General features: G+C 47.4%; 17 protein-coding genes. 5 read left to right on the forward strand and 12 right to left on the reverse strand.

Annotated elements, in window-relative coordinates:
* Window positions 1-6: 6 nt before the first annotated feature.
* Window positions 7-2,208, reverse strand: a complete 2,202-nt coding sequence (glgX, locus tag NFI80_RS11355; RefSeq protein ID WP_235162989.1) for a glycogen debranching protein GlgX — start codon at window positions 2,206-2,208, stop codon at window positions 7-9.
* A 185-nt stretch (window positions 2,209-2,393) separates the two neighbouring features.
* Between glgX and NFI80_RS11360 the strand changes: the two genes are divergently transcribed.
* Entirely contained in the window at window positions 2,394-2,834 is a 441-nt protein-coding gene (locus tag NFI80_RS11360; RefSeq protein ID WP_233795853.1) for a hypothetical protein, read from the forward strand.
* A 71-nt stretch (window positions 2,835-2,905) separates the two neighbouring features.
* Complete coding sequence (locus NFI80_RS11365; protein ID WP_026631002.1) at window positions 2,906-3,157, forward strand: hypothetical protein; 252 nt, start codon at window positions 2,906-2,908, stop codon at window positions 3,155-3,157.
* Window positions 3,158-3,214: 57 nt separating this feature from the next.
* Here the strand turns inward: NFI80_RS11365 and NFI80_RS11370 are convergent, their stop codons facing one another.
* The 8 genes from NFI80_RS11370 to NFI80_RS11405 all read right to left on the reverse strand — a co-directional run bounded on the left by NFI80_RS11370 (window position 3,215) and on the right by NFI80_RS11405 (window position 13,327).
* Window positions 3,215-4,702, reverse strand: a complete 1,488-nt coding sequence (locus NFI80_RS11370) for a family 43 glycosylhydrolase (RefSeq protein WP_235162988.1) — start codon at window positions 4,700-4,702, stop codon at window positions 3,215-3,217.
* A gap of 52 nt (window positions 4,703-4,754) precedes the next feature.
* Entirely contained in the window at window positions 4,755-5,828 is a 1,074-nt protein-coding gene (locus tag NFI80_RS11375) for a glycoside hydrolase family 43 protein (RefSeq protein WP_235162987.1), read from the reverse strand.
* 31 nt (window positions 5,829-5,859) lie between these two features.
* Window positions 5,860-7,404 (reverse strand): RagB/SusD family nutrient uptake outer membrane protein, encoded by a 1,545-nt coding sequence (locus tag NFI80_RS11380; RefSeq protein WP_235162986.1) that lies wholly within the window; start codon window positions 7,402-7,404, stop codon window positions 5,860-5,862.
* 30 nt (window positions 7,405-7,434) lie between these two features.
* Window positions 7,435-10,536, reverse strand: a complete 3,102-nt coding sequence (locus tag NFI80_RS11385; RefSeq protein WP_235162985.1) for a SusC/RagA family TonB-linked outer membrane protein — start codon at window positions 10,534-10,536, stop codon at window positions 7,435-7,437.
* A 200-nt stretch (window positions 10,537-10,736) separates the two neighbouring features.
* On the reverse strand, window positions 10,737-11,231 hold the full coding sequence (locus NFI80_RS11390) for a hypothetical protein (protein ID WP_233795848.1): 495 nt from the start codon (window positions 11,229-11,231) through the stop codon (window positions 10,737-10,739).
* Between the two features lie 169 nt (window positions 11,232-11,400).
* Window positions 11,401-12,489, reverse strand: coding sequence for a YsnF/AvaK domain-containing protein (locus NFI80_RS11395; RefSeq protein WP_235162984.1), 1,089 nt, complete (start codon window positions 12,487-12,489; stop codon window positions 11,401-11,403).
* Window positions 12,490-12,536: 47 nt separating this feature from the next.
* Window positions 12,537-12,965: a YsnF/AvaK domain-containing protein gene (locus tag NFI80_RS11400; RefSeq protein WP_235162983.1), complete on the reverse strand. Its 429-nt coding sequence runs from the start codon at window positions 12,963-12,965 to the stop codon at window positions 12,537-12,539.
* A gap of 2 nt (window positions 12,966-12,967) precedes the next feature.
* Complete coding sequence (locus NFI80_RS11405; protein WP_233795845.1) at window positions 12,968-13,327, reverse strand: YtxH domain-containing protein; 360 nt, start codon at window positions 13,325-13,327, stop codon at window positions 12,968-12,970.
* Window positions 13,328-13,557: 230 nt separating this feature from the next.
* Here NFI80_RS11405 and NFI80_RS11410 point away from each other — a divergent pair, with 230 nt between their 5' ends.
* Entirely contained in the window at window positions 13,558-13,980 is a 423-nt protein-coding gene (locus NFI80_RS11410) for a response regulator (protein ID WP_233795844.1), read from the forward strand.
* Between the two features lie 8 nt (window positions 13,981-13,988).
* Here NFI80_RS11410 and NFI80_RS11415 read toward each other — a convergent pair whose 3' ends face one another.
* The 3 genes from NFI80_RS11415 to NFI80_RS11425 form a co-directional block, all read right to left on the reverse strand.
* Window positions 13,989-14,393, reverse strand: coding sequence for a response regulator (locus tag NFI80_RS11415; RefSeq protein WP_235162982.1), 405 nt, complete (start codon window positions 14,391-14,393; stop codon window positions 13,989-13,991).
* Window positions 14,390-17,191, reverse strand: coding sequence for a PAS domain S-box protein (locus NFI80_RS11420; RefSeq protein WP_235162981.1), 2,802 nt, complete (start codon window positions 17,189-17,191; stop codon window positions 14,390-14,392). Before NFI80_RS11420 ends, NFI80_RS11415 begins: the two co-directional genes overlap by 4 nt.
* Before the next feature lie 206 nt (window positions 17,192-17,397).
* Window positions 17,398-18,927 (reverse strand): SulP family inorganic anion transporter, encoded by a 1,530-nt coding sequence (locus tag NFI80_RS11425; RefSeq protein WP_235162980.1) that lies wholly within the window; start codon window positions 18,925-18,927, stop codon window positions 17,398-17,400.
* A gap of 271 nt (window positions 18,928-19,198) precedes the next feature.
* Between NFI80_RS11425 and NFI80_RS11430 the strand changes: the two genes are divergently transcribed.
* Both NFI80_RS11430 and NFI80_RS11435 read left to right on the forward strand, forming a co-directional pair.
* Complete coding sequence (locus tag NFI80_RS11430; RefSeq protein WP_235162979.1) at window positions 19,199-19,768, forward strand: RNA polymerase sigma factor; 570 nt, start codon at window positions 19,199-19,201, stop codon at window positions 19,766-19,768.
* Between the two features lie 102 nt (window positions 19,769-19,870).
* A complete protein-coding gene (locus NFI80_RS11435) occupies window positions 19,871-20,992 on the forward strand; it encodes a FecR family protein (protein WP_235162978.1) in 1,122 nt (373 codons plus the stop codon).
* Window positions 20,993-21,081: the final 89 nt, after the last annotated feature.

A 21,081-nucleotide genomic window follows, 5' to 3' on the forward strand; every position in this document is an offset into this window, starting at 1 on the left:
AAAGATCTAGGATAAAGTATTTTTCTCTATTCCTGCATCCGGGCATTTCAGGACCATAATGGAGCTGGCAGGCACAGTCAATACTTCCCCGGGTTTGAAATCATCGCCCGATTCTGCAATCATCCCAGCGTCGGTGTCGATCACAATCTCCCACTCGTTACCACATTCTTCTGACGGCAGCACAAAGTCCACCGCTTCATCGGAATTATTGAATATCAGCAGGAAGCTATCGTCTACAATGCGTTCGTTGTCCATATTCACGCACCGGATCCCTTTTCCATCCAGGTAAACTCCTATCGCACCTGCGCAGCTTCTTTCCCACTGCTCATCCGTGAGCTGATTTCCGTCAGGCATAAACCACATAATGTCTTTGGCTTCGGAACCGTGAAGCGGCAAGCCCTGGAACCACCTCCGGCGCCGGAAGGTCGGATGCTCCTTGCAGAACCGGATCAGCGATCTGGTAAAATCAAGTAATTGGTTATCAGCCTTTTCCCATGAAACCCAGGATATTTCATCATCGTGACAATAGCTGTTGTTGTTGCCGCCCTGCGTACGGCCCAGCTCGTCGCCTGCTACCAGCATCGGCACGCCTTGTGACAGGAACATTGTTGCCAGAAAATTTCTTTTTTGTTTGTTCCGAAGCAGAATAATGGCTTCGTCATCCGTTTCGCCTTCTACACCGCAGTTCCACGACCTGTTATCATCGGCCCCGTCCTGGTTATCCTCGCCATTCGCCTCATTATGCTTCGAATTATAGGAAACAAGATCGTGTAGCGTGAAGCCATCATGGGCTGTAACAAAATTAACGCTTGCCGTGGGTCGGCGGTAATCGCCCTGGTAAAGGTCCGGGCTGCCTGTAAAACGATTGGCAAAAGCACTTATCCCTACCGACTCCCCGCGCCAGAAATCACGGATCTGATCCCGGAACATATCATTCCATTCCGCCCAGCCGGGAGGGAATTTCCCTACCATATAACCTTCGTCACCAATGTCCCAGGGCTCCGCAATCAGTTTGACGCGCGAAATAATGGGATCCTGATGGATAATGTTGAAGAAAGAACCCAGGTTATCCGTCTCATGCAGCGTCCGTGCCAGCGTAGATGCCAGGTCAAAGCGGAAACCGTCCACGTGCATTTCGGTGATCCAGTAACGCAGGCTGTCCATGATCAGCGCGAGCACATTAGGCAATTGCACATTCAGCGTGTTTCCTGTGCCCGTGTAATCCATGTAATAGCGCTGGTCTTCCGGGGTCAGCCGATAATAGGAAGCATTGTCAAATCCTTTGAAAGAAAACGTGGGTCCCTGGTGATTGCCTTCCGCGGTATGGTTGTACACCACGTCCAAAATCACTTCGATACCCGCTTTATGGAGCTCTTTCACCATATTTTTGAACTCAGTAACCTGCTCTCCATTATGCCCGCTGCTGCTGTATCGTGGGTCGGGCGCAAAAAAATTGAGGGTGTTATAGCCCCAATAGTTGGTCAGCCCTTTTTCCAGTAAATGCCTGTCGGCCACAAATTGGTGGACCGGCATCAGTTCAATGGCCGTTATTCCCAGCGAAGTAAGATACTTAATGGTAACCGGATGGGCCAGGGCTGCATAAGTGCCGCGAATTTCCTCGGGAATGTCCGGATGGGTCATCGTGAGCCCTTTGACATGCGCTTCATAAATGATCGAGTCATGGTAAGGAATTTCAGGACGCTTATCATCTTCCCAGTCGAACTGGCCGTCAATCACAATCGATTTTGGGATAAATGGCGCACTGTCGGACTCGCTGAAACTCAGGTCTCCGTCCTCTTGGCCGATTTCATAACCGAATAATGCATCATCCCATTTCAGGTCACCGGCCAGCGCGCGGCTGTACGGATCCACCAGCAATTTATTGGGATTAAACCGATGTCCTTTTTCCGGCTCATAGGGTCCTGCCACCCGGTAACCATATAGTTGTCCGGGTTTGAGTCCGGGAATGTACACGTGCCATACGTGGTGTGTGACTTCCTCGATCTTGATCTTAATGTATTCTTCGGTATCATCCTCCGATTTGAACAGGCATAAATCTACTTCTTCGGCATTTTCGGAGAATACCGCGAAGTTGACCCCATTTCCGTCAAAAGTTGAGCCTAGTGGGAACGGATTTCCCGGTAAAACTTTAAGCTGCCGCGATTTCGGCGCTTTAATCAATTCATTTTCTATATGTCTGTCGGCCATAATGTGTTTGCTTTACTGTACATTAACTTTCCGGCGAATATAAAATGTGTGCCAAAGTGGGCCATAGGACCCCAAAAGCGAGTATAATATTGATTTTCAAGCGGTATAATCTTTGTAAGCAACATGACCGTCATTTACTTAGCCTAGTGAATGACTCCCAACCCATCACAATAAAAGATTATGTTATGAAACCAGTAACCAACACCCTTTTGGCTGCCGCGACGGCCACATCCGCCATGACGCTTTTCAGCTATATTGCCTCGCACAAGGAGGATGAAAATTTCAGCGAACCAAAGCTGCTTGCGACATTCCTGGAAAGATCTCTGAATATTGAAAAAGAAGCGGCGCCACCGCTGGGCTGGCTATCCCATTACCTCATTGGTGCAGGGTTCGGAGTAGGTTATAAGTTATTTCTCAAATTGGGCAAAACGCAGGCTTCACCGCTGAACGGACTTTTATACGGGGCCGCAGCAGGTGCCTCGGGGATACTCTGGTGGAAAACAATGTTCGAAAACCATCCTAACCCGCCCAAAACGCACCGAAAAGGATATTACACGCAGCTTATGATCGCACACCTCATTTTCGGGGTAACATTATCTGCTTTTAAGGACAAACGAATTGTGTAGAGGAATATGACTCAACAACGCGGCGGCTGGTATGGTTTTTACATACCCGAGCCGCACTAAAACCAATAAATATGGAAAATATAACAAATGCCACGCATAGCGAAGGCAAAGTAGCCGAGGCAATCGAAGAGCAGACCGCTAAATTACCATCTGACATTTTCTTATGGGCGGCATTGGGATCAATGGGCGTTTCGCTCGCATTGAAAATCATGAAACGCAAGCATACAGCCTTGTTTGTAGGACAATGGGCAGCACCATTTTTGCTGCTGGGCGTTTATAACAAGATTGTTAAAACGCAGGGACACGATCAGGAAGGTGATTAGTCCATGCAATCTTAATTCAGCCCACCGTGCGTTATTTCAAGACACGGTGGGCTTTTTTTATTGATTCTTAAATACAAATTTCTCTATAACTGCCACTTCACCCTCAACGCCTTTTGCCAAAATGCCGGCGCGAACCGCCCTATCCCATGGTGGCAGGAAAGTAATATCAGGCGCGCTGATTTTCAAAGCTGTAAAAGCGGTGCCATTAAGGCTGTATTGAAAACCAATCTCCGTATTGTTTTTTACAGTCATTTTGATGAATAAATTTTTCCCCTTTGTGGCAACAGGAAACTTACCCAAACTGCTTCTTGCGCCATCTTTAACGAGGGTAATGCCAATGCTATCCTGCTTTGCCACAGCGTAAATCAAATTTTTCTCGTCACCGATCAATGCTACACCGGCCATTGCGCTTTTTGCGGGAATGGTCTCCACAGTTGCCTCATAATTGGGGCCTTCTATCCTTCTTGCGATAAACAGCTCGCGGTCATCTTTAATCTGTAAACCTATACGGCCGTTTTTCAGCTCGATAGCGGGCTTGTTGAAAACGGACCAGCTCCATTGAAGATCAAGTTTTTCTTTGTTAAAATCGTCTGTTGCCGTAAACATTTTCGGGCTGTCCGACGGGGAAAGATATTCATCTGTAAAACGGATCCAGTTATCGGGTGTAAATTCAAAACCGCGAACCAGCGCCTGACGGCCCGTATATTTGTTTGAAGACTTGTCGTAAGCATGATAAAGGAAATAATTTTTTCCCTGGTACGTAACGGCTGTTCCGTGTCCCGGGCACATCCAGTCGCCCTGGCCGGTCATGATTGGGTTTCCTTTGAATTTCTCCCAGGGCCCCATCAGGCTTTTGGAACGCGCAATGCCGGTGGCATAGGTGCAGCCTGGCCCGCAGCAGCCTGCTGCTGCATAAATTGCGTAGAAATAGCCATTGTTCTTAATCACCGAAACGCCTTCCACAAGGTTGGCTTCCCAGGGCGTATCGTTTCTGAACAGCTCCTTTTTCTCGCCCACAAGCGCCGTTTTTTCCTCATTGATTTCCTGGATCCAGATCGGCGTTGCCTTACCTACGCTATTGCCGTCTTCTTTCCAGATCAGGTGCAGCTTGTTATTTTCATCCCGGATCGGGAAACCGTCGATCGAGCCTACTTCCTGACAAACCAGCGGACCGTGATCTTTGAATGGCCCTTCTGGTGTGTCGGCACTAGCTACCCCTACGCACAGGTTACCCCCTTTTTTATGTGCAGTATAATAAACATATACTTTCCCATTCTCGTAATTCAGCTCAGGCGCCCAGTAGTAATAGTCCGCCCAGCCGGTCAGGTCGGGGAAAATGGATCCTGTTTGTGTCCAGTTTTTCAGGTCTTTGGACTTCATCACCGGAAAGCCCGGCGCCCAGTTGGAACTGGTTCCTGCGGCATAATATGTGTCTCCTACTTTAATAACAGAAGGGTCCGCGAAATCACCACGGATTACTGCCTGCTGTGCATGGGCAATGTGTACGAATATCAACAACAGCAGACTAATGCTCAATTTTTTCATAAATAACTTTTAAATGTAAACTGCGTTCCGGCCCCAAATATAAGCTAAAACGCTATTCGCCCGAGGGAACGGCAATGGCCTGCCCCGTAGAAACCGGCTCGCCGAAGCTGGGAAGACCGTCCGCTGTCCAGGTGAATTTCTGCATTCTCACATTCCGTGAACCGCCGCAGCCCTGCCCAGAGGCCGAGTTCGCATGGTAAATGATCCAGTCTTCCTTGCCGTCTCTGGATTTGAAAAAGCCATTGTGCCCCACGCCGAAAGCATTGGCCGAAGCCAGGCCTGTGAAAACCGGATTGGCTATTTTAGTCCAGCTTGCGGGTTTCAATGGATCACTTCCTTCCTGCAAACGGGCGATACCGAGCGAATAACGGTCATCCCCGCAGTAACTTCCCGAAAATACGAGAAGGGTTTGTCCGGCCGGGTTTTTCAAAATCTCCGGCCCTTCGTTCACTGGAAACCCACGCTTTTCCCAATCATACTGTGGATCAGCGATCTTCACCGTGGGTCCGGCAAGGGTAAACGGATTAGCCATCCGCGAAATGTATAAATTCTGGGTTAAATCGGTGCTTCCGCCTGCAAACGGCCTTCCTGACCAAACCATAAAGAGCGTAGTATCCTGCTGAAAAACAGTCGCATCAATGGACCAGAGGTCTTCCGGATGCGTTTTGAGCTGCCCTTTGTCCGTCCAGGTGCCCTGCGTCGGGTCTGCATTTGCATTTTCCAGCACCCACATGCGGTGGTTGCGGTCCTGCCCGTCGGAGCCGGTATAGTAGATATACCATTTACAATTCAGAAAAAAGAGCTCCGGTGCCCAGATATCCCGCGAGTTACCGCCCGATGCAGGTGCATTAAAGACCGTAACCGGCGTAACATCCTTCAAGCGGCTCATTTTACCCGTCTTCCAGATCTGTATCCGGTTGCCTAACGTGTGCAAATAATAGTAGGTTGTATCTTTTTGAAAAACCCATGGATCGGGAGCAGCATTCAGTAAGGGGTTAGAGAATGTTGCTGCCTGCTGCTGCTTACCCGGCTCGGGGCTTTTTGCTTCCTTTTTACAGGACGCATCGATAAACAAAAATGCAAGGCACCAGATCAGGACTGGCTTATACAAGGTTTTAAATGTCATAACGGCGGTTTAAATGAACCAGAATTTGCTACTAATAACGTGGATTCTGCGTTAAATTAGGATTTAAATCAATATCCGATTGTGGAATGGGATACCATTCATTCCTGCCTTTTTCAAAGTTCGTAAATTCAGGGTCGCGGGCAGCCAGCTCTTTTCCTAAATCCCCCCACCGTTGCAGATCGGCGAATCGCCAGGTTTCACCAGTAAGTTCAGTAATGCGCTCATGCTTGATCTGGGCAAGGAATTGTGCTTGCGACAAGCCTGGTCTGGCCTGTGTAAGCGGTCGCAGACCTGCCCGCACACGCACCATGTCTACGAATGGATAAGCCTGTGCGGTTTGCCCGAGTCCGTTAAGCGCCTCTGCGTACATAAGTAAAATGTCGGCATAGCGCAGCAAGCGATGGTTATTGGGCGAACGGAAACCTTCCTCTGTCCGGCCCGCTTCATTATCATTGAGCTGTTTTCTGAACCATACTGAGCTGCTTTCGCCGGTGTTGGTGCCATAGCGGCTGGCAAATGTCTTCCCGTAAACCATGGTAAAGTTGGGACCACGAACGTCTGTGGAATCAAAAAGTAATGTTGCGGCAAGTCTGGGGTCTCTGGTGCCCAGTGCGGTATTTTCTTTTTTGAATTCCCCTACCAGCCAGCGACGCGCCCCTCCATCCGAGAAGCCTACGCCCCGCGGCGCATAAAACTGCGCAATGGAAGTTCCGGTGTTATTAATGCGGGTTTCATCCACGTCGTCGTCCGTGTTTTCGTTTGGATTAAAACGGAACTGGATCTCAAATACCGATTCGCTGTTGTTTTCCGTGGATGCTTTGAAGTTGTCCTGATAGTTGGCGGTAAGCGTGTACAGCCCTTTTCCTTCTCCTGTGATAAACCAGGCCAATGCTGTTGCCGCTTCCTGATTTTTATTTTGCTGCAAAAAGGCTTTTCCCAATAAACCCATGGCTGCGCCGCGTGTGGCCCGGCCGAGGTCGTCTCCGGTGTAGCTTAATGGCAATGCAGGTGCGGCTTCGGTGAGGTCTTTTACAACTTGCGCCCATGCTTGTTCATTGGTTGCATTAACAGGACGATCTGTTGGTTCGGAAGGCTCAAGGATAATGGGCGGCCTTCCGAAATAAAGCGTCAGGTTGAAATAAAACAGGCCGCGCATAAACTTCGCTTCGCCGATGATCCGGTTTTTCAATGCTTCGTCCATCTCGATCCCCGGCACATAAGCAAGCACCTGATTGGCCCTGAATATGCCGATAAACAGATTTTGCCACGTCCCGGCGGTCAGTCCTTCGTTGTAATTGGTCTGATTGAAACCCATTACATTGTTCAGCGTAATGTCTCCGCCTGAGCCGTAACCTTCGTCCGAACGCAGCATGCCGTGGTAAAACAGGAAACGGGAATAAAGCGTGGCGGTCCTGTGGAATGTGCTGTAAACGGCGTTGATCCCTTTAATGGCATCGTTCTGGCTTTTCCAGAAAGACGCAATGGTAGGGTTATTCGGATTCGGCTGATCAAAATCGCGGTCACAAGCCGTGGCAACCATTAAAATGAATGAGGTAAGCAAAAATATCTTTTTCATGTTGATGTCTTTTGAGATAAAGGCTGCTGATCAGAAACCCAGGTTGATGCCGAAAGAAATGATACGGGAAGACGGATATCCACCCAGGTCGACGCCCGGTTCGAGATTAAAATTCGCTCCGACCACATCCGGATCAAGGCCCGTATATTTGGTGAACGTCAGCAGGTTCTGTGCGCTTACATATATTCTGGCATTGCTCAGAGCCAGTTTGGTAGTCACAGCTTCGGGGATAGAATATGAAAGTTCGACATTTCTAAGCCTCAGATAGGACCCGTTTTCCAGCCAGCGATCCGTATTGCCGCGCACATTGGATACAATGCCCCGATCTGCACTGGCAGGGTCGCCTGCTGCTCCTGTTGAATAAGAAACTCCTAACCTTGGGAAATCAGTGTCGGTATTTTGTGGAGTCCACGGGTTAATGTCACGGCGGTAGTTGGAGTAGCCCATTCCGTCAATGTCCCTTCTCACATCATTGTAAATTTTTTGGCCAAATGCCCCATAGAACTGCACATTCAGCGATATGCCCGACCACGACCCGTTCAGGATCAAACCGGAAGTTAGTTTTGGCCATGGACTGCCTGCAAATGTGCGGTCACGGTCGTTGATATCATCATTGGTTCCCTGATCGATGCGGTTTACGTAGCGGACATCACCCGGTTTTGCATAAGCGGCCTGTGCTTTGTGCGCCTGAATTTCTTCATCATTCTGGAAGAGGCCATCTGTTTTAATCAAATAATATTCACCAATAGAGCGGCCCACTTGCGAACGCGTATTGCCCGATTGAATGTAATTCCTCGGCTCTCCCGTTTCTTCATCCACACCCAGATTACCCAGCTCGAGCACCTTGTTCCGGATCAGACTGAAATTGGGCGCAACGCTCCATGTGAATGGTCCGGATGTATGGCGATAGGTAAAATCCAGCTCAATGCCTTTGTTTTCAATAGAACCAATGTTAACCAACGGATCGCCTTGCAAATTCCCGATATAAAGCGGCAATGGCAGGGATAGCAGAACGTCTTTTGCCACAGAACGGAAGGCGTCAATGGTAATAGCGAGCTTGTTGTTGAAAAGCACCAGGTCTGCACCAATGTTGGTTGTCGCTTTTTGCTCCCATTTAATATCTTCATAAACCAGCCTGGCTTGCGTAGCACCGGGAAATTCTGTCTGCCCCGATCCAAAAACTGCCCTCGGCGCCTGGTTCAAGAATCCGGTAAACTGATAGTTACTCAAATTCGCCGAGCCGAGGACACCATAAGAACCTCTCAGTTTCAGCTCGTTGATAATGTCAGATTTGAAAAATTCTTCATTACTGACTTTCCATGAAGCTGCGGCCGATGGAAAATATCCCGTGCGGTGAGCAGGCGAAAAACGTGAGTCCTTATCAGCCCGGAACGTGAATGTGAGATAATATTTTTCAGCAAAATTATAGTTTAGCCTGCCCAAAGCGGAATTGATCAGCGTCTGTGAACGGGTACCCGTCGCTGTCATGCCACCACTGGCCGAATTGATGGTTGTAAAATAATCACCACCGTACACACCCAGCTGTAAACGCCGCCCCCCAACATCATCATTGCGGATGGTCTGCTGCGTATACCCTACGACCCCGTTTAAGTTGTGCTTATTAAATGTAAAATTGAAATTCAATGTATGCTCAAACAGATAGCTCAGGAATTGCGCCCTTGTCTGCCCTACGCTGCTGAATTCCGGTGATTGGTTCCAGTACCAAAGGCCTTCTTTCCTGATGTTATTCGTTTTGTCAAAGCTCGTTTCCAAACCGGCATTGAAGCGGTAAGTAACGTTTTTCAGGATTTTATAATCGATAAATGCATTACCCAGCACTTTGAAAAAATTGGAAGTTGAGCGGGTAATGTCGTTGATGGCAGCCTGGTTTCTGGAAAATGACCGCGCATTGAACGACCCGTAACCCCAGCCGCCCGGATTGGAAGTACTTTGCAGGTCGGCACTTAGGACCGGGATGATCGGCAGGCTCGTCCATACATCATACCAGGCGTTACCCTCTGCGAATCCACCCTGAAAAGGCGCATTCCGCTCGGTGCTCGACACCATCAGATTTTCTCCGAACGTAAATTTATTGCGGGTCGCCTCGGTATTGATCCGCATCGAACCACGCTTGAAATCCCGGGCTTTGAGCACACCTTCATCCGCAAAATAAGAGCCGGAGATGAGATATTTGCTATCCTTGCCTCCCCCGGACAAGCTGACATTATAATCCTGAATACTGCCTGTTTGCAGCAACTCGTCAGCCCAGTTTGTATTGACGGCGCCATTATAATTAGCCACAGATGGCTGCAATGCATAACCTGCCGCCTGGTAAGCGCGGGTATTGGTTTCCACGTATTCCTGTGCATTCATCATATCCCACCGTTTGGGAAGCGACGAAATGCCAAAACGCGCCGATGCATCCACTTTCAGCGCACCTTCTTTTCCTTTTTTGGTAGTAATGATAATGACTCCGTTTGCAGCCCGGGAACCGTAAATGGCCGCCGCCGACGCGTCTTTTAACACTTGTATCGTTTCTACATCATTGGGATTGACCGTTGTATTGGCATCGGCCAGCATACCGTCGATCACGTACAGCGGACTGGCATTTCCAAACAGTGTACTCAGTCCGCGAATGTTCACTACTGCTTCCTGTCCCGGCGCACCGCCATTCCGGACCGCGACGCCCGGGGTCATGCCCTGCAACGCTTCCGGGACCGAACGGGCAATCCGCTTATTCGTATTCTGGGCATCAATGATGCCCGTTGCGCCCGTCAGGTCTGAACGGCGAACTGACTGATAACCGATCACCACAAATTCTTCCAGATTCTGAGCATCCTCGGCGAGCTGTATCGTGTAGCTGGTCTGGTCGGTAACGGGCACTTCGGAGGGCAGGTAGCCGATAAAAGTAACCCTTAATGTCTGACCGTTTTGTGCAGTGATTGTAAACTTTCCGTTGGCATCTGTAATGGTGGCGGCATTCGTTCCTGCGACGACGACCGTGGCGCCAGGCAGGGCTTCACCCGTGGCTGTTTGCACGACACCGGTTACATTGGTGCCTTGCCCGAGGGCAAAATTAACGCCGGAAAGCAAAATAAATAAGAGTTGAAACAGGGTATAATAATTACGCATAGCTGATGGGTTGATGAATTTAGTTGAATCCTTAATGTTAATTGTGACTCCTCATCGACAGGAAAAATTGCATATATTCTATAAAAATTGTGCCAATTCAAGGATAAAGCAATGATTACATAGCGTAAAATACCGCCACATTTCTATGGCGGTATTCTTATGCTGTTACATTGAAATCTGAGATTATTCGCGCGGGAATATTACTGCTTCGTATTATGCTTGGTAGCCTCGTTTTTGTAGTTGTTGGTCTTTCCGGTGTGGTTCTTTGTATTTTTTGGTGCAGAACCACTGCCCTTCTTCATGGTCGTATCCGATTCGGTCAGGTTTTTTTTACGCCTTGCTACTGCTTCCTTTGAGTTCAGTAATGATTTCGAATCTTCATTATCGGAAGAATATCTGCCGACGTCGTTCGCATTCTCGTTCGTGGCGCCTCCCGGTCTCGTGCTTGATTGTACGTCACCGCTGTTAGCGTTGCTCCTGCCCTCCGGCCTGGGATTGGATGGACTGGCAGCCGGCGCGTTATTCGCGCCTTGCTTGCTCTGAGCGGCAGACTGTCCTTGCTTACTTTGCGATGCAGTTTGTCCTTGCTTACTCTTATCAGCATTTTGCCCGCCCGAAACGGTTGCATTTTGAGAATAAGACACGGTGGTAGCGAACAGCATTGCTGCAAAAAATGAGATTATTGGCTTGTTCATGGTTCGGTTAATGTTTGATGAATAATGTTTGGCATAATAGCCATTCCAGGCGGAGGATATTATAAAAGGCATGCCAACAGATCAGATCGCTCGCTAACAGATTTTCATTTTTGGGCACAAAAAAATAGGCACCTGTTAAAGTGCCTATTTGACGTCTAATTATGTCTGATCAAAGGTCGAGCCCCCTTCTTCTCAATCGCTCTTCATCGGTCAGATCTTCGGCTTCCACTTCTGTATGGCGCAGCGTTTCGTTGATTACCTCATCGCGCTCGTCCACTGTTTTGTTCAAGCTTACTTCTTCCACGACCCGAGCTTCCTTATTTACAACCGGGATCTCTGCATATTCCTTCATTTCAATAGTTCCTTCAGTGAAGGTATCAAAATCCGATTCCGAAGCAATGCGGTCAACAGGTGTCCTGTTCACATTCACTTGCTCCTGACGCAGGCGAACGCTTTCCTGAACCGGACGTTCAATGATGCGGCTTCTCAGACGCACGCCACCCGTTTCAATCTCGCGTTTCCCAACTTGCAACTCTTCCTTAATAACTGGTAATGATCCCGATTGCTCATCCGCAATGATGGATCTTTCATCCCGATCGGTTGAATACTCATCTCCGATTAGTGAACTTTCCCGATTTGTTGAAATGTCATCGCTAACAATCGAGCTGTCATTCCGAATTGTTGAATAGTCATCTTCAATAAGTGAGCGATCGCGATTTGTTGAATAATCATCGCCAATCAGCGAGCTGTCGTTACGGGTTGTTAAATCATCAGAATCAGATACAACATTAAGCGATCGGTTTGCATAAGGATCTGCTGTGTTATCCTGATATGGATTTACCGGAACTTCCGTAGCCGTGCCTGCATATCCTTGATCTGCCGTATATCCTTGGTCTGCCGTATACTTAGCATTATGGTCATTCACATCCACTGCACCGAACTGGTCGAGAATAGCAGCTGCGTTTTCGGCTTCCATAGCATTGGCAGCATGAACTGTTACAATGGTTCCGCGACGTCCCGCTTCCGAGTAACGTCTTGTTTCTTCTTCGTCCCCATCAAACAGGTCCCTGAAAAAGTTACCGATACGGTCCATTACATCCTCGTCGTCATTATGAACAGTTGATGTTTCCTGGTCAGACTTATAGGAAGCCGTTTTGATATCGACATCGCCGCCTGCGAATCCATTTGCCAGTAAATAGTTTTGCGCTTCCTGCGCATCGCTTTCATATTCGAAAATTCCAACTACTGTATTAGCCATGATTTCTTATTTTAAAAGTTATTGGTTTGTTGATTAGCCGCCCACTCTTAAATATCCATGCCTGAAGTGTCTCTCGAAATCGTGACTTCTTCTTTTCTCAGCACTTGTGAATATGTTTTCTGATCCTGGTGCTGATGCTTTTTTATGTGAATTTCTTCAACCAGCATCAACCGCTTTTCCACAACCAAAACCTCCTTGACAACCGAAATAATGGTAATATCCCCCTCTTGTCGGACAGGTGCCGGAGCAGCGTCCACGTACTGATTGATTTCTTTTCTTTCTATGGTCACTTCTTCACTCGTAACCGTAGCATCAGCGAAAACTTCCTCTTCCAGCACTTTTTTTGAAACAGAAACACTCCCCGTTTCTACAACTTTGGAAGATATCACCAGTTTTTCCTCGATTACCGGGATCTTTTTTGTTTCCCCGGAAGAAAATTCATGACCGATCCCGGAATCGTCATTATTGGAAGACATTGTTATTGTCTCGGAAATTTGTCCACAGTTTCTTTTGTCTCATCGGCAAGTTGTTCAGCGGAACCCTTTGCTTTATCGACATATGCATTCGCTGTGTCTTTAACCTGGTCTGTCAAAGAGTTAAGCTTATCCTTGGCTGTGCCAGCTACTTCGGCAGCCTTTGATTTGGTTTCTTCCCATTGATTTTTCAGCTTGTCTTTTTGCTGATCGGCCAGGTCTTTAATCTGCTGACGTGTCTCTGCGCCTGATTTTGGAGCGAATAACATGGCAGCTAACGCACCAACTGTCGCACCTACGAGCACACCAATTACAAAACCGCCGTTAAAATCTTCTTTGTCTTCATAATGATACTTCGAGCTCATGACATTATAATGTTTAGTTGAGCCTCAATTACTGCTAAAAATGTGCCAGGCGAAAAGCCAGGGACGATTCAGCGATGCATAGTGCAATGTTAGGCCATGCACAATTCGTTGGCCCAGTTATTTAGGGCGTAATGCTGATTTGACATTAAAGCTGTTTAGCTTTGGCAAATTACTTCCTGCAAAAGTATGTTTGTAATTCAATTGAATTCTCCGCTACACAATTATATAGCATGAATAAGAACGGCCCGATTATCATTATAGAGGACGACCCCGACGATCAGTTTGTATTAGAAGAAGTTTTTAATGAGCTCGGTTACTCTAATCCGCGGATGTATTTTGCGGATGGGCAAACGGCATTACAATATTTGTATCAGGTCGACGAACGGCCCTTTATCATAATCTCTGACATTAACCTGCCCCAGCTTAACGGACTGGAACTGAGGAGAAAAGTCCAAACAGATGCTGAGCTGAGCCTTAAATGCATTCCTTACGTTTATTTTACGACAGCCATCAACCATCAGGTCGTTATTGATGCTTACAGCACATCAGCGCAGGGATTTTTTGTAAAACCAGGTGAATTTGAAGAGATTAAATCGACTATCAAAGTGATGATCGACTATTGGAAAAAGTGTGCTGCCCCTAATAATTTCTGAACCGCCTTTCACTCAATTTTTGAATAAATTTTCCCGAACACTTCCTTGCTGAGCGGCTTGGAATGATAGCCCTGCACAAGCGGATGTTCTTCGGCACTCTTGATATCCTCCGGGTCGATGGAGGACGAAAGCAAATATATCGCAAGTTGTGAGCGCATTTGACTGGGAAATAAGGCCACCTCATCCAGAAATTCCCACCCGCTCATTGTGGGCATATTAATGTCAAGAAAGAGCACCGTTTCCCCAAAAGGTGTCGCCTGCCCGAATGCTTCTTTGAAGAACGTTAGCGCTTCTTCCGGATTGGTAAACAGCTGTATGCTGGCCGCGGGCGCAACACTTGCGATCACATATTTGCAGACCATATTGTTGATCGGATCATCGTCAACCACAATAAATTGAGCAGGTAACTTCATATAACCGGGTTTTGATTCAGTTCAGACTGAAATTCAATCTTGAATTCAGTGCCTTCATTCACAGTACTATTCACATGAATCTTTCCACCGAGCATTTCCACCTGCGTTTTGACCATAAACAGCCCCAGGCCTTTGCCTTCCACATGCTGATGGAAGCGTTTATATAAACCAAATATCTGAGAGCCTTTTCTTGTCAGATCAATTCCCATCCCATTATCGCGTATGCTAATGTTCACCAGGCCGTCGTCGAGGCTGCTGCTAATGTAAATAACAGGCGACAGATCCGGGCGGCGATACTTTATGCTATTGATAATCAAGTTGTAAAAGATGCTGTACAGGTAAGTTTTAAGCGTAAACAACTCATCTACGGCGCGGAAGTCTGTTTGAATGCTGACCTGCTCTCTATCAATGATGTTTTGAAGGCTCGACCGTATGTTATCGACCAGATGCTGCAAATTCACAGATTCTTTGTTTTCACTTACCTCCCGTTTGATACGCAAGATTGTATTCAAATCCGAAATGACGTCATCCAGCCTTTTTACATTCAATAGTATGCCTTCCAGGAACTCGTCCTTCACCGGTTGCGGATAGGCATCCTGGCTAATCAGCTCGCCCAGGCCGATAATATTTGCTACGGGCGCCCGCAGGTTGTGTGATACGATGTACGCAAACTGGTCAAGCCCTTTGTTGGATTCGGAAAGCTCACTCGCGTAGTTCCGTAAATTCTCATTAAGCTCGCGGAGCCTTGATTCAGACTCTTTCCGCTCGGTAATGTCCCGGAAATACGCCGATAGGCCATTCAGGGAAGGGTAAGCTGTAATCTCGAACCAGGTGTTGTCCATTGCATAATAAAACTCGAAATGCTGGATTGCATTGAGCTCCACCGCCTTATTATATTTTTCATAAATAGTTGTCTGGACGACGTGCGGAAAAACATCCCACAAGCTCCGACCCAGTATTTTCTCTTTCGGGAGATGCAACAGGATCTCGGCTTCTTTGTTCCAATAGTTGACGGTCCAGTTTTTATCCAATGCATAAAACCCGTCCCCAATGCTTTCAAGGATCACTTTTCTTTCTTCAAGCGCCTTAATTACTTTTTCATCGGCTTGTTTTTGCTCAGTAACATCATGTAAAACACCATATAATGTAGCTGGTTCTCCGAGGCTGTTCAGCTCGATCTGCGCGCGCACGTGCAAATGCCTGACCTGCCCGTCTTTTCTGATGATACGGTGATGATAGTCGGCGGGCTGCATGGAATCCAATACGCGCTGATTGCTTTTTATAACATATTCCAGGTCCTCGGGATACACAAATGACAGCCACGACGCTGTGGATTGAATGTTGTCCTGATCTTCCAGGCCGTAAATCCGGCATGCTTCATCCGACCATACACTGGTATTGGTTGTTAGGTCCGTTTCCCAGCTGCCCAAATGCGCTATCGCCTGGGCCTGCCGCAAGCGTCTTTCTTTGTGTTTGAGTTGTTCGTCAGCGATCAGTTTCAATCTTTCTTTTTCGAAGAAATCCAGGGAGTAAGAAATTTCCATGGCTGCTTCCTCTAATAAAGTAATTTCTGCCTCAGTGAATATATCCGTTTCGGAAGCGTAAAGGTTAAACGTCCCCACAATCTCGCCCGATCTTTTGATGGGCAAAACCAAACAAGACTGATATCCAGCCAAAGCCGCCAGCGCTTTCCAGGAATCGGAAAGAAATATCTCTTGTGTGTTATTGGTAATATAATAAGGCTGTGATTCCAGAGACGAACGCAACATGGTCTGCTCGCCAGCTACATTTGCAAGGCCAGCCATAAATTCTTCCGGCACAGCATGCTGCTCAACAACATTGATTTTTTCAGTGTCATGGACAAACATCCCTACCCAGGCTCCCTGAAATTTCCCGGTTTCACACGCAATCCTGCAAACTTCTTTCAGGACCGTTTGCGCGTCCGGCGCATGTACAACCGTGTGGTTAACCTGGCTCAGGAAAGCGTACAGCCTGTTCAGATGCAGTATTTTATCTTCGCTGACCTTTTGTTTTGTAATATCCCTGAAATTATCAACAATCCCGTTCACCGCCGGCTCGTCCAGGAGGTTGGTTACCGTTGCCTCTATCCAGCGCCATGTGCCATCTTTATGAAGCATTCGCCCGGTGTGCCCTGGTATTGCGGTTCCTGGATTGGCAAATACTTTCATCATAGTGTCCGATAACCCGGAAAGGTCCTCGGGGTGCGCCTTGGAAAAAATGTCCATAGCCATAACTTCCTCGGCCGTATATCCCAGGACGTTTTTTACCGCATGCGATACATAAGTTGGCCGCGCTTCCCTATCGAGTATCACCACCGCATCGCTGCTGTTTTCAACAAGGGTGCGAAAACGCCTTTCACTATTGGTTAATTGTTGCAGCAACGCTTGTTGTTCCCGCTTAACCTGGTATTTTTCAAGGGCCTTATGCACTGCAAATGACAAACGTCCAGCCTGATTTTTGATCATATAGTCATCTACCCCGGTCAGCAACATTTCTTCCGCAATTGTATCGGAGACCGCATCGGAAATAACAATGAAGGGAATCGTAAGGTCTAGCGACCGCAGAATTTCAAGCGCCTCGGCGCATTTAATGCCGGGTAAATTGTATTCGGAAAGAATGATATCGGGAGCAGATTCCGTGACAGCAGCGATGAATTGTTCTCTCGTGCCAGCTATTTTGATGACTGGAAGCAGGTCTGCTTTCTGCAAGGCTTGTGTTACAATGTTCGCTTGATCGTGTGAATTTTCCAGGTAAACTATTTTCAGACTACTCTCCATTTTAAATCCATTAGGATGTGTGCAACACGCCGGGGCTTGATTTTGAATTTATTATTTCAATATGCAAATGTTAAACGAAGAGTGAAGCTAACAATGTCGAATTATTTTGTATTAAATATAGGAAGAAGTAGTGTCGTAAACACTTCTTCCTTTTTTCGGCAGGGATTGGAGTTGAAGAATTGTGGAATGCTAACTGCTTCGTACCCTCAGAGCGCTACGTGGTAGTTAGGGTCGTCGACGATATTTACTTCGATTACATCCTGTGCATTGGCCAATAACCTGCGACAATCGGGGCTCAAATGTGTCAGGTGGACTTTTTTGCCTGCTTTCTGATACTTTTCAGTGATCTTATTAAGCGCTTCAATGCCAGACATATCTGCAACCCGGCTTTCAGAGAAATCAATAATTACTTTTTCCGGATCACTAGCAATGTCGAACTTCTCGGAAAATGCAGTTACCGATCCGAAAAACAGCGGGCCGTAGATTTTATAATGTTTGACGCCGTTTTCATCAATCATTTTTTGCGCGCGGATCCGTTTGGCACTCTCCCAGGCGAATACCAATGCCGAAATAATGACGCCAATAAGGACAGCCAGGGCGAGATTATGCAGGTAAATCGTGATCGCCGCAACCAGTATCCCTACAAACACATCCTGCTTGGGCATTTTATTAATAATCCTGAAACTCACCCACTCGAAAGTCCCGATCGCGACCATGAACATGACACCTGTAAGTGCGGCCATGGGAACGAGTTCAATGACAGGCGCACCGAAAAGAATGATCATGAGAATGGTCAGTGAAGCGATAATACCTGATAATCTGGCCCTTGCGCCTGCCGAAAGGTTGACCAGCGTTTGCGCGATCATGGGGCATCCACCCATTCCGGTGAAAAAACCATTTAAAATATTTGCACTCCCCTGTGCAATGCATTCCCTGTTTCCATCACCCCGCGTCCCGGTTATTTCGTCCACCAGATTCAATGTAAGAAGTCCTTCGGTAAGCCCCACCGCACCCATAACCAGGGCATATGGAAAAATAATCTGTAATGTGGAGAAATTGAGCGGGATGTCCGGAATGTGAAAAGGAGGAAACCCGCCGCTTACGGACGCAATGTCGCGCACTGTTTTGGTTTCAATTCCCAATCCCAGGACAACGAGGGATACGATAATGATTGCAACCAGTGAAGGCGGAACTGCCTTCGTAAGTTTTGGAAAAATGATAATAATGCCGATCGTAAGCGCCACCAAACCAGCCATAACCAGTAACGGCGCACCTGCTAACCAGGTAGTTTCACCATTTACAACCGTTTTGAACTGTTCCAGCTGCGACATAAAAATGACCACTGCCAAACCATTCACAAAGCCATACATGACTGGCTGCGGCACCAAACGCACAAACTTCCCGAACTTGAATATGCCGACCAGTATTTGAAAAACCCCGGCCAACGCCACCGCTGCAAACACATATTCCACCCCGTGCGATTGCATAAGCGCGATCAATACAATCACCGTGGCTCCCGCTCCGCCCGAAATCAAGCCCGGCCGCCCGCCGAAAATGGACGTGACCAAGCCCATAATGAATGCTGCATAAAGCCCGACCAAAGGTGAAAAACCAGCCAGAATAGCAAAAGAGAGCGATTCCGGCATCATCGTCATTGCGACGGTCAGTCCGGCTAATATTTCATTTTTATAATTTACTTTCTGCTTGAAATCGAACAGATTAAAGAAGCTTTTCATTTATGGATTTATTATATCATTCTGTTTCAGGAGCTGAGCCAGCCCATCATTGCAGCCCGAACCACCTGACAACTTCCCGCGAACAGCGTTGTGTAGCAACAGCAAAAGTATAAGGAAGATCTTCATAAATGGTGATGGAGCCCACTTTTAAACCACAGAAAAGCTGGCCCATTGCAACCCATAGGCGGCTATATTCAATACGATGCTAAGTAAAAGACGTTATGGCAGGCCTTTCGACTTACTTAAAGCCTTCAGAATATCCAATCTTCTAATGCTAAGCCAGCCGATGGACGGAAATGTTGATGAACAGCAGTTATGGAAAGCATTTCAGTCGGGCAGCGAGGATGCCTACACCCACCTTTACCGGCTGCATGTGAAGGCCATGTATCGTTACGGGATGAGCCTGGTGCCGGTTTCAGAAGCTTTTGTGCTGGACTGCATTCATGATGTTTTCACCGAGATCTGGATAAAAAGGGAGCGGCTTTCTCTTCCTGAACACATTCGTCACTATCTGCTCAAAGCATTAAAAATCAGAATAATTCATCTATTGAAACGGCAGGAAAAATCACATTCGCCGATTACACAGGCAGATTTAGACGATCTGTGGTCCGAGCCTTCCACGGATGAAGTTTACGCCGAAAAAGAAGAAGCTGAAAACCGGCAGGAGCTGATGCGCAGGCTGGTCGCACTGCTTCCGCATCGCCAGCAGGAGGCGATCAGACTTCGTTACACCGAAAATATGGATTATCAGGAAATAGGAAACATCCTTTCAGTGAACCGGCAATCGGCGCAGAACCTTGTCCACCGTGCTGTTCAAAAACTTCGTGAGTGGCTGAAATAGCCATATTTTATTCTGCATTTGCAAATTTTTTACTTTTTTTCAATGGCAAGTGAGTATGATCATAGCTGTTTTGTTATATACTGATAAATAACAGGCAGTAATGTGATTAAAGACTACACAAATTTCAGCGTAATTGACCTGGCGATAGATGATGCCTTCCTGCGGCACTATTTGTTACCAAGCCCTGAATCCGATCTGTTTTGGTACAATTGGCTGCGCGATAATCCGGGACAAGCAACAGACTGGGAGGAAGCCCGCAAGCTGGTAGAAGCAGTCCTGCTTGGATTAAAGGACTACACACGCATTTATCTTTCGGAAGAAGCAGAAGAAGAGTTGCTTCAAAGAATCTGGGCGACCAATCGCTCCGCGCAGCCGGACCGGGAAAAGGTCGTTCCGATGGTAAGCTGGCAACATAGCCGCCTGTTGGCCGCATGCGTGGTGCTGGCTATCCTTGCCGCGGGTTACTGGTTTGTATGGCAGCATGATGCAGCAGGTTCCATGTATCAGAAGCAGGTTTCCCAATTACAGGATACGCGCATTGAAAAGGTTAACTCACTTTCACAGCCGCAAATATTCTACCTTCCCGACAGCAGTTCCGTGCTCCTGTTTCCTGCCAGTAAGATGAGCTATTCAAGCGCCTATAACAATGAGAACCGCAATGTATACTTGTCGGGCAAAGCGATTTTTGACGTTCGTAAAAATCCGGAGCGGCCGTTTTTGGTATATGCCAATGAAATTATAACCAAAGTACTCGGCACACGCTTCGAAGTAAGTGCTTTTGAAAAAGACGCGGATGTAATCGTAAAGGTGCAGAGCGGCCAAGTATCTGTTTATCAGGAAAAAGAATACAGTAACAGCTCGGGACAGCATTCAGAAAAAGCGGGCGTGCTGCTCTTGCCCAACCAGCAGGTCGTGTTCAAACGGACTGGCGAACAGTTCAACAAAGCACTGGTTGAAAGTCCTGCATTACTCCCGGCTGCACCTGTCAGCGCATTTGTGTATGATGAAACCCCGGTGTTGAGGGTTTTGGAAGAAATTGAAATGGCTTACGGTGTTGATATTGTCTTCAGTGACGAATTACTCCAAAGCTGCGAGCTTACCGCAAATCTGAGCGAGGAGCCCCTGCGTGGCAAGCTGGATATCATTTGCCGGTCCATCGGCGCTACTTATGAGATTGTGGATGCGCAGATCATTATCACTTCCAAAGGCTGCAAAGAGATTTGAATACCTATTCCTAAACCCTAATCCTAAATCACCGCCCTATGAAAGGAAACACATAAACTACCGCCGCAAAAATTAGCCAACGATGCTTG

This window comes from Dyadobacter chenhuakuii, from assembly GCF_023821985.2.
Classification (GTDB): domain Bacteria; phylum Bacteroidota; class Bacteroidia; order Cytophagales; family Spirosomataceae; genus Dyadobacter; species Dyadobacter chenhuakuii.